Source organism: Butyrivibrio sp. AD3002 (assembly GCF_000420905.1).
GTDB lineage: Bacteria > Bacillota > Clostridia > Lachnospirales > Lachnospiraceae > Butyrivibrio.
The window spans coordinates 1-12,325 of sequence record NZ_ATVV01000035.1 but is presented as its reverse complement, the minus strand read 5'-3'; the positions used below and the strand labels follow the sequence as shown (position 1 = coordinate 12,325).

The following is a 12,325-nucleotide window of genomic DNA, read 5'->3' as shown; positions in this document are numbered from 1 at the left end:
AGATTTAAATTCCGAGCTTGCTGAAAAAAATGAAATTGAATTTGCGACAGATAAAAAAGTGGAGCCGGTTGTAACAGCCTATTCAAATAAAGTATTAGACAGTAATGATTTAAATAAGATAAAAGAAAATGCAATAACAAAGGATGAGGTAAAGACGATAGCAGGAATGCCTGATGTCAGGGAATTTGTAAAAATGGAAGTTGATTTTAATAAGATCTCAACAATAAACATTGCTGAGCTTTCAGGAATTAGCGGATTGGATTTTAATGTTGTTATTCCTGAAGGAACACCTTTTATTTTACCGGAAGAAACGGAAAACACAATATCATATAAATGGATAGCGATACGGAAATGGATACAACTTTGTATGAAAAATTCCTTCATAATGAAGAAAGCGTACACATTAACACAGAAAATGACCTTGGTTATTATTTTTCTTTTAAGAATTTTACAAAGCAGGATTATACTCTTGAAGAAATTGTAGATACGTTAATTGCATTCTATAAAGAAGATTGGATGACGGATAGAGTATCTCTTGAAAAGATAGAATATGCTTATATAGATTGTGGTAATGATGGCGATAAAGAACTGGCAGTTGTAATACACACTCCCTCTGAAGAACCACTGGAAAGCTGGGAAGAATATTTAATAATAAAAAATATTAATGGTACTTTGCAGACAGTTTACTCTGATGTGGCATGGACCAGAAACATTATTAATCTCAATGAGTATGGATATATAGATATATATGGAGATGGAGGTGTTGAGAATAGTGGATGGGATAAAAGTTTTATAGATGCTGAGGGTAAAAGGCATGATGTAGAAAATGCTGAAGATCTTACTGAAGATATCAAAAATGGGAAAAGTGTTGAATGGCAGATTCTTGATTAATTTAAAAATTAAAAAAATTTTTTCAAAATTATAAAACCGAATCCAAAATGGTTGGTACTTATAGATAGAACAGCAAAAAAACAATCATTATGGAGGAAAAAGAAATGGCAGAAAAATATTTTGATGAAGAAACATGGAAGTGGGTTATCAAGGACATTAAAGGATTATCAATGAAAATGATAACGGTGATGATGACAACAGCATTATTTATGACCACTCTTACAGGATGCTCACAAAAGAGCAGTGCTTTCTTTGTAGAGGATAATCCCATTATCAATGAGGCAAGAGCTGATGGACGTGAGGATGAGGTGTATGAGCTTCGAAATGCGATTCAGGCAGAATATGAAGCAGATATGAAAAAGCGTGCCCAAAAAGAGGCGGATGAAGCAGCACAGGCTGTTGATCCTCATCCTGAATGGCTACTGGAAACAACAGATATGCATATAGGATCCAGAGAGAGTGATGGAATTGGATATGGATTAATTGTTCCTATTCCTAATAAATTTGTTGAATACACGGAAGCTCAAGGAGAAGTATATCATTCCAGGAAATCAAGAGAGGATGTAATATCAGGATTTAAATCTGTAAAATACAAAGATGTAACATGGCAGTCCAATATGGATGGAATAAAAGAAATAAAAATAGATTGCAGGCATGATGGGGGATATGAAATTTCTAATGATTATGACAAACCATTAGAGGAATTCTCAACAGATGAGATTTTAACTTTATACGGAATACAAGGACATTACAAAAAAGAACTAACAAATGTAGTTACCAGGGATGGTGTTACTTATGTTTTTGAATATCTTGATAAAAGAGAACTTAAGGAACATGGAACATATACGTGTTTGGAATTCACAGTTTTGCTGCCTGACAGGGATGGTGATGTCTATAACATAACAGGAATACAGGGAGCTATTACAATAAATACTTTAAACGATGTTGAAGAAGCAACCATAGCAGCACAGGAATATATGCAGAAAGTTATGAACGAGATAACTGTTATTGAAGGTATTAATATGGATGCAGCCAAGACAATAGGAAACTAATAAGATCAAATACTAATGTGATTCGCATTTTAACAGCTACTTCATTGTGCTACAATGATGAAGTTGTATGAAAATTTTGAGGAAAAGAGGGAAAATAAGATGAAGAAAAATGTTTTACTAAAGAAGGCCGGAGCTCTGCTCCTTGCACTTTCAATATCTGTCGCAGCATTCAGTACAGTTGCTCCTAAGGGAAAGATTATAGCAAAGGCTATAGTCGGAGGGGAATCATCAGATAAGGCTGTTGAGATACCCGCTAATTATGAATTTACAGAGTGGGCTGAGTACAAAGGTGGTAACCAGTATTATAAGTTTACTATACCGGAAGATGGTGACTTAACACTGCATGGAACTTTTTATAAATCCGGTAGTATGGCTATTAGTGTATTGAATCATGATTTCAAGGAATTTAACTGGGTACATACAGAAGGCACAGATACTGTGGCGGATGAAACAAGCATTAGGTCATTATCTGCAGGAACTTATTATATAAAAGTTAGTGATTGGTATGGTTATACAAAGGAAGCTGAAAATAAGTACAAATTTAAATTGTCATTTAAGGGATATGGAGTATCAGAAAACACAGTAGACAGTTATGAAAACCCTAAAGGATATGAAATAAATACTACTGTGACAGATTCACTTACTTCAACAGATAACGAGGATTGGTATAAGTTTAATGTTTCAAAGGAAAACAAATATGTTCTTAATTTAACAGCCTATAGTAATACTGCGGTTACTTATAGCCGCATTTATGAAGCTCTTATTTTTAACAACGACTTAACGGAAAAAAAATTGGATATCTCCGGCGCTGATAGGACAGGTGAAGTTTATTTAAATTCCGGCGTATATTATCTAAAAATTGTAGGTTCAAACGTAAAATATTCTTTCTCAATAAAAGGTGCTTCAATCGAAAAGACAAAGGTAACCAAGGTTAAGTCACCTAAAAAGAAGAAAGCAGAGGTAACTTTTAAGGCAGTAGATGGTGTAAATGGATACCAGATTGAGTATTCTACAGATAAAAACTTCAAGAAGAATGTAAAATCAAAAACCTTCAAGATTGAAAAGACACAGGATGCAGGTAACAATAAGAGAAAAATTACTATCAGTAAACTTAAGAGACATAAGAGATACTATTTCAGAATCAGAACCTACGTTGAAAACAATAATTCAAGATTCTACTCAGATTGGTCTAAAGCAAAGATGGCAAAAATCAAATAAAGGATAAGATAAACTATATGGGCTCTGAAGCAGTGATGCTTTGGAGCTCTTTTTTTATTTAAGATGAAGCAAGTCTTAGGCTCTGTTTTTGTACTATATTCAGCAATTATTGGGTATCGCGTAGCATCTGCATTTGTTAAGCTTATTTAAGTGGGGCTGTTTTGCACAATTAAAAAGCACAGCCTTCAAAATGAGAAGCGTAACAAGCATTAGACTAAAAAAAATACTGGGAGGGACAACTATGCTAAAAGACATTTATGAATCGAATAAAGCATTGTTTGAAGATGGGGTTCAGACAGTGCTGAGAGCTCAGGAAAATCGCTACAGATCAGTGAATATCCTGAAGGGTAACATGGTTTCAAATCATAGAAGAGAATCCAGAGGTATTAGTGCCAGAGTTGGCAAGGATGGACTTTTTGGATTTGCATCCATCGCAGAATGCAGTGATGAAGCTGCCAAGAAGGTTTTGAAGGCTGCCTCCGAGAACGTTAATCTCCTGGCTCGTCATGCGGGAAGTACAGGGATTGTTCTGCCTCCTTCCTATGGAACAGGACTTATCCCTACCAATGACGACATTGTTGATGCTGAGCAGAAGCGAATAATTGAAGTTTGTCGCCAGCTGGACGATTACATTGCTCAGAAATATCCGAATCTCGAGAGCAGAAGCATATACTACAGCGAGGATTCTCAGGATAGGATCATTTATTCTTCCGACGCCTATGACGGTCATCTGGTAACTCCCAGATGCTACATCTATGTTTCCATGGGACTGAAAACGAAAGACGGTAACCCTGTAGATATGTTCAAAGCCCTTGGCGGATACGGCAGCTTTGAGGACAATTTTTCGGATATTGAACAGTACTATCCGGAGATTGAGAAGCTCTATAAAAAGGTTAAAGACAAGGCCGATGGTGTCTATGCCGAAGCGGGCTACAAGACTGTTGTACTTGGCGGAATGATGGGCGGAATGCTTGCTCACGAAGCGGTTGGACACACCGTAGAAGCTGACCTTGTTATGGGCGGCAGTGTGGCCGGCCCGAGCCTTGGGAAAAGAGTGGCATCTGACCTGGTTAATCTGGTTGACTTCGCTCACACTTTTAATGGGGAAGTGGCACCCCTTCCTGTATACCTTGACGATGAAGGCATCAAGGCTGAAGATGCTGTGCTTATTAAAGACGGAATCCTGACAGGATATATGAACAGCCGCGAGACAGCGGAGAAATACAATATGAAGCCCACAGGAAACGTAAGGGGATGGTCTTTTGCGGATGAACCTCTTATCAGAATGAGAAATACCTGCATTCTTCCCGGCGAGAACACTGTGGAAGAGCTGATTGAGTCTGTTGAAGATGGCTATTATCTCATTGATTCCGGTAACGGTCAGGCTGACCTTACAGGTGAGTTTATGTTTGGTGTGACCTGCGGTTATGAGATTAAAAACGGCAAACTGGGACGCGCACTTCTTGATACGACGGTTTCGGGTGTCGCTTTTGAGATGCTTAAAACTGTTGATATGGTTTCCAACGAAGTTGAATGGTCTTCAAGCGGCTTCTGCGGCAAAAAGCAGCAGATGGCAGTTGGTATGGGCGGACCTCATATGCGCTGCAAGATCATGATTGGCGGAAGATAATACATCGAGAATTCAAAGAGAGGACAGACATAATATGAACGAGATGAGAGAATTTGCAGATTTATTTGATGATGTACTTAAAGATAAAGAGATTAACAAATACACCTATGTCCTTGTGAAGTCTGAAAAACAGGAGCTTAACGTTGAAAACGGTGAGTTCAAGCTTTTGAGAACCGTTTTTGACTATTACACCTCTTTAACAGTTTTCGAGGATAACAAAATGGGTAGTGCCAGTGGCAATGACCTTTCCAAGGAAGCGCTTATTAAGCTGGCAGATGACGGAAAAGATTCAGCACAGTCATCTCCGGAGGACCCCTGCCACGATATCGCCCCTGATCAGGGAAAAGAAGTTTTCAGACAGGGTACTTACGAGCCTGACATGGACAAGTTCCTCAATAGAATACAGGAGTGCCTTGATGCCATAAAGAAGGAGTACCCCAAGGTGCTTGTTATGGCTGCTGTGGGTTCCTATGACAGAAGTCACTGGATTTCAAGAAACTCAAATGGAACAGAGTTCGAGGATTATTCAGGCCATTACAATTTCTATTTCGAGATCAGCGCTGGTGAAGATGACGTCAACAGTGGCATCGGTTTCGCCGGTGTTACCATGGATAATCTGGACAAGCCTTTTATGGAACTTGGCAATTTGAGACAGAGTCTTGAGGACATCAGCAACAGTATTCACACCAAGAGCCTTGAGGGCAAATTTGAGGGTACAGTTATTCTCACTCCCGGTGCGGCTTCTCAGTTCCTTAGCATGCTGATTTCCAATTATATGTCAGACCATGTGGTTATCAATGGAACCAGTCTCTGGCTTGATAAGGTGGGCGAGCAGGTTGCAAGCGATAAGCTTACAATTTCGAAGAAGCCTTTTGACGACAGAATTGTTAACGGCGAGCGTGGAACTCAGGATGGCTTTAGAGCTGAGGATGTAACTCTGATTGAAAAGGGCGTGCTGAAAACTCATTGCCTTAGCCTCTATGCTGCCAACAAGACAGGACGTCCGGTTGTTAAGAATACAGGCTGGAGCCTTGTGGTTGAACCCGGTGAAAAGGAGCTTGCTGAGATAATCAAATCCGTCGACAAGGGTCTTATCTTGGGAAGTTACTCAGGAGGAGAACCCGGAGCAAACGGCGAGTTTTCCGGCGTTGCTAAGAACAGCTTCTTAATCGAAAATGGCGAAGTTAAGTATGCCGTATCAGAGACTATGGTAAACGGTAACCTTGGCGAGATCGTTAAGAACATCCGCGATATCTCCAAGGAACTTGTCTGCGATGGCGGTTCAGTTGTTCCGTATATTGCAGTCGATGGAGTTGTTATTTCCGGAAAATAAAAGTGTGGGAGGCGTAGATGAAATCTTACGACGAGATGTATGATTTAATACTGAAAACTGCAACCGAGGATGACTACTACGCCGAACCCTACGACTACAATGGCAGGTCGCGCTTTGCTTACCTCACTCAGTACAAGGATGGCAACAGAATCGATCTGACTTTTATAGACGTGAGCGAGATAGGAAAACAGGCAGAGTTTTCAGAACCTCGCACAGTGCTTGCGAATAAGGACGACTTTAAGGAGCTTGTGGAGATTACTTCCAAGGAGTGTTTTTATATTAAGAAACCCAGCGAGTTCGAGTTTTTCGGAACAGTAAATGAGTTTCGATGGATCAGCAACTATGTGACAAAGGGCCTTTGCAGGCATGAGTTCTACTATGCGCGCCGCATGATGGAAGAGTACATGATGAACATGTTCCTCAAGATGATCAACTGGAAAATCGGAATCGACAACGATTTTCAGGTCACAACCGGTGCGTGCTGCAAGTATCTTAAGAATTATCTGACTGAGGAAGAGATGACCCACTTCGAGGGGATGTTCCCCAGCGGAGATTACGAGGACATGTGGGAAAAGCTCTTTTTGATGTACGATTTCTTTGAGGAACTTTCCGTGTATGTGGCAGAGAAACTGGGATTCCCGCTTGATCTTGAGGAATCTAATAATGTTCGAGAGTTTATGGCTATGAGAAGAGCTCATAAATAACTAATAGATATGATGCAAAAAGGAATAAAAAAGTAAGAAGATAAAAAGTAAGGCTTTATTGTAAGGTGAAGAGTATGACAAAAGTAGGAGATTCAATAACAATTAACAAGACCGTGGTTAGGAACAGACTTACCATGGCACCCACAGTAAAATTCGATTATGCAGGTCCTGATGGGAAGGCAACAGACAAGCACATTCAGCACTATAAGGAGAGAGCAGAGCATGGCTGCGGCTTCATCTGCGTGGAGGCAACAGCGGTTACTCCCGGTGGAAGATTTGGAGAAAACCACATGGGTCTCTGGAACGACGACCAGATTGCTGGTCACAGACAGATTGCCAAGGTGTGCCATGACGCAGGGGCAGCAGTTATTATCCAGCTCAATCATGCGGGACTTAATTCCAATCCTGCACTTGGAGAACAGATCGCGCCTTCAGCGGTTCCCACAAGAGATGAGAATGTTCTTGCAAAAGAGATGACACTTGATGAGATCCACAAAATGCAGGAGAGCTTCGTTGATGCTGCTGTAAGAGCCAGGACTGCAGGCTATGATGGAGTTCAACTCCACGGCTGCCACAGCTATCTGATCAATCAGTTTGTTTCGAAGAAGACTAATCTCAGGACAGATGAGTACGGCGGAAGTGATGAAAACCGCGCGAGATTCGGAGCAGAGATAATTCGTAAGATCAGGGAAAAGTGCGGAGATGATTTCCTGATTTCAATCAGAACCACAGGAATCGAGCCTGATGTGAACACTGCTATCAATATTGCAGAGGAATATGTGAAGGCAGGATGCGATTATCTGCAGGTTTCCACAGGAATTGAATGGGATGATCCAACTCTTAAGGATGAGGGAAAGCCCTACAATCAGATCTGTGAGCTTGGAGTCAGATTCCATGATCACTTCAAGGGCCGCGTTCCGGTTTCCTGTGTCAACGGAATCTATGAGCCGGAACTTGCAAAGTATCTGATAGAAAATGACCTTGTTGATACAGTTGACCTTGGAAAGGCAATCCTTGCAGACCCTGCTTTTTGTGAAGCAGTGCTAAGTGGAGCACCTTTCGTAAAGTGCTTCCAGTGTCCCAACTGCCAGTATGGACCCTTCGCACCCCATAAGTGCCCCGCTGAAAAAGTGAGATTATCTGACAAATAATTAAAAATAATGCTGGTGTCTGGATACTGATTTGCTATAATGGTTCCTTAAGGGAACACCGCCTCTAAGCGGAATAATAGAAAAAAGAGGAAATCAGTATGAAAAAAGTAACGAAATATCTGTATCTATTGGCATTTGTTGTCGGTCTATGCGCTTCGGTTAAGCTTAGTGCTTCTGCTGAAGGCAGGATGAATGTAGGGGAAGTCTATAATTCACCTTATCTCCAATATGTAATTATCAAGCAGGCTTCTGAAAAGGATGGATATAAACATACTCCCGGACAGGCTATTATCAAGGGGTTTAATCCGCAGTTCTATAAAAAGACCAAGGCTTGTGCCCTGGGAAATGGCTACTATGGCTATGTTGAGACGGTTTCGGCCGTAGGTAGAATAAGTGTACCAAGGACTCAGGAGACCTTCGATGTTGTTGGCTTTGCCCCGGGTGCATTTAAGAATTGTAAGAAACTGCTATATGTCAACGTGAAGGATTTTGGAAGCTTTTTCTATCCGGAAGGCAGACAGGAATTTGATATTCCGGACAACTGTTTTGCAGGATGCACCGGGTTAAAATCGGTTATTTGGGGTGAGTCTAATAGCCCATACAACACTAAAACCAAGATTGGAAAGAATGCCTTCAAGGGATGCAAGTCCATGCAATCTTTCAGAGTAAATGCAAGCCTTACTTCAATTGGCAGCAGCGCATTCATGAATTGCAAAAGCCTTAAAAACTTTTACGTGTTCACCGGTGACACTGACAACGAGCAGAGCACAGTAGGTAAAAAGGCATTTAAGGGTGTGAAGAAGATAACGGTGACCTACAACGTAGACAATGGTTACAATCCTAAATCTCTGGCAAAGAAAATCAAAAAAGCCGGAGCTAAAAAGGTTTACTACGTCGCTAATAATTTGAAAAGAAAACTGAAGTAAATATTTTTAATCAAATAATTAGAGGGAAATTTAAAGGGAATTAAAGGGGAGTCCGATATGAAAAATATTAAGATCAGGAGATGGGTAAGTGCCCTGGCACTTATTGTTATTTATGTATAATGTGGGGTGAGAGTTTAAAATTATTTTGCAGTATTATTGGATAAAGGAGAATAAAATGCATTTAATTCAGTTAAAAAATGATAATGGGTGGACGCAGTCACAATGGGAGCTTACCTACAGAGTTAGTTGGGAACAGATATTAAAGGGTATAGCTTACGCATATGAGTATTATGACGGTTTTGAGATAATGGTAGACAATAAGCTCGTTGCTATTGAGAAAAAAGAGGATATTGAGAATATTCCTGAAGCCGGCAATATTTGCTTTAGAGGAATGTCAAAAGTATTAAAAGTCCCGATTATGATCACTTTATATAATCAGTTAAGTACTGTAAATGTAGCTGTAGCTCAGGCGACAGATGAGTTTAAGACCGTATCTTATGTTAATTTGAACCATTCTCTATGCCAGTACATGGACAGCCTTGAAATAAACATGCATATCTAACAGTATAACTTACTGTGGAAACAAAATGGGACGAAGGCATTACTGATCGAAGGAGCCAGACGAATCGGAAAATCAACGGTCGCTGAAGAATTCGCTCAGAATGAGTATAAGTCCTATATTCTAATCGATTTTAATAAGGCTAAGAAAAAGATAAAAGATGCTTTTGAATCCCTTGATGATCTGGATATTTTCTTTCAGACACTGACGCTTGAATACAACACTAGGCTGTACCCCAGAGAATCTCTGATAATTTTTGATGAAATACAGAAATATCCAAAGGCCAGGGAGGCAATTAAGTATCTTGTAGCCGACGGAAGATATGACTACATCGAGACAGGCTCACTGATATCAATCAAAGAGAATGTTGAGAATATAACAATTCCATCAGAAGAACGAAAAATGCAGATGCATAATAAAGCAGGAGCCGGTGAGGCTCCTGTTATACGTTAAAACGAAGACAGATGATATTAAATTTTTTAAATAAAGAAGAACTGGGCACAAACGAACGCTGCCGCTGCAACCAGTACTGCTCCGGCAGTTATAACTTTATTTCTGAGTGTTGCCACGTCTGTGTATCTTCCGTTGCATTCTACGGTATCAATGATATTAGGATCGTTTTTGTCAAATTGAATAATTTTCCCCATATCAGCACCTCCATATACAAATAACACATATACTTTTGGTTTTGAAAATAATAGTCTCAAAATGTGACCAAATTGCGACGCATATATAAAAACTTTATAAAAAACGTTTAAGTTAGCATTAAATCGTATGTTAGACTATATTGAGAGGAATGAACGAAAAAAGTATAAGTATTATTTCGGGGAAGGTGAATCTGTCATGAAAAGCTTATTTTTCAATTCATTAAAAGAGGCTGTCTCGCAAGTGTATGGAAAAGATGTGGCTATAGAGAAAAAGCAGACAGTACATGGTGGGGATGCCAATGATGCTTATAAGCTGTTTCTTTCCAATGGGGAGGCTCTTTTCCTTAAAGTAAATACCATATCAAATGCTGATTTCTTCAGAGCGGAAGCGGAGGGGATTGATGCGATAAGGGCTACTCATGCAATCAGAGTTCCGCAGATTCATGCAATTGGAACGGATAATGGGTATTCATTTCTTTTGATGGAATATATAGACAGAGCCGGAGCGAGGCCGGGTTTCTGGGAAAAACTCGGCGAGAACCTTGCTGTCATGCACAAAGCGGATACTGCAATTTTCCTAAATAATGGGAAGTATGGCCTTGAGAATGATAATTATATCGGAGCAGGAAAGCAGAAGAATATACCTAAAACCAGCTGGATAGAGTTCTTCTCCGAATGCAGACTAAGACCGCAGTTTGAACTTGCGGCGGGATATTTTGACAGTACCATAATAAGAAAGGCAAACAGCCTTCTGGACAATCTGGACAGATTCCTGTATGAGCCGGAGAAGCCGTCTCTTTTGCACGGAGATCTGTGGTCAGGGAACTTTATGTCGGATGAAAATGGACAGCCGATGCTTATTGATCCTGCGGTATATGTCGGTTGTAATGAAGCTGATATTGCCATGACAGAGCTTTTTGGAGGCTTTGATAGCAGGTTTTACATGGCATATTTTGCAGCGATGGGAGCTGCTCCGGGCTATGAGGAGAGGCGTGATCTGTACAATCTCTATCACCTGACAAATCATCTTAATCTGTTTGGAAGCGCATATTTGTCAGCTGTGGTGAGGACGATTGAAAGGTATAGCTAGATGGGTTACGGGGGTGACCGGATGAATATTAAGTCGTTATCTATATTTATGATATCTGCTATGATGTGTGGTCTGCTTACGAGTTGCGGCAAAACGGGGAATGATGAAGTTGTCACAGAGCCCGTAGAGATTGAAGAGGATGTATTGCCTCTTGAAGCAGTGGAAGATCCTCTTGAAGCAACAGAAGATCCTCTGGGGAAGACAGAAGAACCCCAGGAAATTTCAAAAGAGCTTCAGCATGATCTTAACATTTTTTTGTCTAATTTTTCAGAGCAGGGGTATAACTGCGCTGGCTACGATCCTGCGGAATGGGCACATTTTACTCTGGAGTGGAAAATCTTAAATGATCCATCCGGTCTGAAATATGAGAATGATCGCACCTGGATTGACCAGAGTAGCGTAAATAATATACTTGGCAGGTATTTCGGAAGCAACCTGGAGGAAAGGGATTTCTTCGGCGCGGGAGATAATAATCCATATAATGGCACTATAGAGATAAGCGAGGACAATATAGCCTGGTATACAGAGCCTTCAGTTGATGGGGAAACCTATCTGGGAAATGCATTTACTGTGGTGACAGGCCTTCAGAGAATCCCGGGCGATTACTATGATTTTTTGCGCACAGAGTTCACTATTTATGCCGTAAATGATATGGAATACGAGGATTACGGAGTAAGTACTACATATTATTCTCTTACTGCAGCTGAAGCAGATAAGCTTGCCGATGAGGGCAGGATAATACCTAAAGCGACAGGCGTTGCAATCATAGATGATGTGGTCTCAAATGGCTATGGTGACAGCTATTGGCTTGACGACTATAACATATTAGAATGAACTAAATTATAAATAAGAAAAATAAGTGTGTAACAGGTTCAAATAAGTGTATTTGGGCCTGTTTCCTTATAAGCATTATGATGTATCGGCGAGAAAACTCCTTCCGACATAGTCGGTGGGGGATGAATCGCTGACCCTCAGCGCTTTACTTTGCTGTATCTCCCTGTTTTTTCATATTTTCTTTTGTGGTCATCTGTGCGCTGGCTTTCTATATATTTTTTCACTGTCTCAAGTGAAACGGATCCGGTTGTGGCGCAAAAATAACTCCTGCTCCAGAAAAGAGCATCTCC

At 40.4% G+C, this 12,325-nt stretch carries 14 protein-coding genes and 1 pseudogene; 13 read left to right on the top strand and 2 right to left on the bottom strand.

Annotated features, from left to right (window positions below):
* The first annotated feature begins 58 nt into the window (after positions 1–58).
* The 11 genes and pseudogenes from G596_RS0117840 to G596_RS26010 all read left to right on the top strand — a co-directional run.
* Complete coding sequence (locus tag G596_RS0117840; protein WP_022763183.1) at positions 59–484, top strand: hypothetical protein; 426 nt, start codon at positions 59–61, stop codon at positions 482–484.
* Positions 485–516: 32 nt separating this feature from the next.
* Positions 517–891, top strand: a complete 375-nt coding sequence (locus tag G596_RS0117835) for a hypothetical protein (RefSeq protein WP_022763182.1) — start codon at positions 517–519, stop codon at positions 889–891.
* Between the two features lie 89 nt (positions 892–980).
* Positions 981–1,943 (top strand): hypothetical protein, encoded by a 963-nt coding sequence (locus G596_RS0117830; RefSeq protein WP_196805254.1) that lies wholly within the window; start codon positions 981–983, stop codon positions 1,941–1,943.
* A 99-nt stretch (positions 1,944–2,042) separates the two neighbouring features.
* Positions 2,043–3,161, top strand: coding sequence for a hypothetical protein (locus G596_RS0117825; RefSeq protein WP_022763180.1), 1,119 nt, complete (start codon positions 2,043–2,045; stop codon positions 3,159–3,161).
* A 241-nt stretch (positions 3,162–3,402) separates the two neighbouring features.
* On the top strand, positions 3,403–4,791 hold the full coding sequence (locus tag G596_RS0117820) for a TldD/PmbA family protein (protein ID WP_022763179.1): 1,389 nt from the start codon (positions 3,403–3,405) through the stop codon (positions 4,789–4,791).
* Positions 4,778–6,124, top strand: coding sequence for a TldD/PmbA family protein (locus G596_RS0117815; protein ID WP_207637799.1), 1,347 nt, complete (start codon positions 4,778–4,780; stop codon positions 6,122–6,124). Before G596_RS0117820 ends, G596_RS0117815 begins: the two co-directional genes overlap by 14 nt.
* A 17-nt stretch (positions 6,125–6,141) precedes the next feature.
* Positions 6,142–6,828, top strand: a complete 687-nt coding sequence (locus G596_RS0117810) for an aminoglycoside 6-adenylyltransferase (protein ID WP_022763177.1) — start codon at positions 6,142–6,144, stop codon at positions 6,826–6,828.
* 74 nt (positions 6,829–6,902) lie between these two features.
* Positions 6,903–7,979 carry an oxidoreductase gene (locus G596_RS22805; protein ID WP_022763176.1) on the top strand — a complete coding sequence of 359 codons (1,077 nt, stop codon included), beginning with the start codon at positions 6,903–6,905 and terminating at the stop codon, positions 7,977–7,979.
* 98 nt (positions 7,980–8,077) lie between these two features.
* The gene (locus tag G596_RS0117800) at positions 8,078–8,905 is read left to right on the top strand and encodes a leucine-rich repeat domain-containing protein (protein WP_022763175.1); all 828 of its coding nucleotides are present in this window, start codon (positions 8,078–8,080) and stop codon (positions 8,903–8,905) included.
* Between the two features lie 175 nt (positions 8,906–9,080).
* Positions 9,081–9,467 carry a hypothetical protein gene (locus G596_RS0117795; protein ID WP_022763174.1) on the top strand — a complete coding sequence of 129 codons (387 nt, stop codon included), beginning with the start codon at positions 9,081–9,083 and terminating at the stop codon, positions 9,465–9,467.
* A 12-nt stretch (positions 9,468–9,479) separates the two neighbouring features.
* Positions 9,480–9,878, top strand: a pseudogene (locus G596_RS26010) (ATP-binding protein); the annotation flags it as partial.
* Positions 9,879–9,943: 65 nt separating this feature from the next.
* On the opposite strand, the gene G596_RS25055 reads toward G596_RS26010, so the two are convergent.
* Positions 9,944–10,111, bottom strand: coding sequence for a hypothetical protein (locus tag G596_RS25055; protein WP_022763173.1), 168 nt, complete (start codon positions 10,109–10,111; stop codon positions 9,944–9,946).
* Between the two features lie 196 nt (positions 10,112–10,307).
* On the opposite strand from G596_RS25055, the gene G596_RS0117785 reads away from it, so the two are divergent.
* Both G596_RS0117785 and G596_RS0117780 read left to right on the top strand, forming a co-directional pair.
* Positions 10,308–11,201, top strand: coding sequence for a fructosamine kinase family protein (locus G596_RS0117785; RefSeq protein ID WP_022763172.1), 894 nt, complete (start codon positions 10,308–10,310; stop codon positions 11,199–11,201).
* A 21-nt stretch (positions 11,202–11,222) separates the two neighbouring features.
* Positions 11,223–12,035, top strand: a complete 813-nt coding sequence (locus tag G596_RS0117780; RefSeq protein WP_022763171.1) for a hypothetical protein — start codon at positions 11,223–11,225, stop codon at positions 12,033–12,035.
* A gap of 137 nt (positions 12,036–12,172) precedes the next feature.
* Here the strand turns inward: G596_RS0117780 and G596_RS26125 are convergent.
* A partial coding sequence (locus G596_RS26125) for a transposase (protein WP_196805253.1) occupies positions 12,173–12,325 on the bottom strand: 153 nt, incomplete at its 5' end.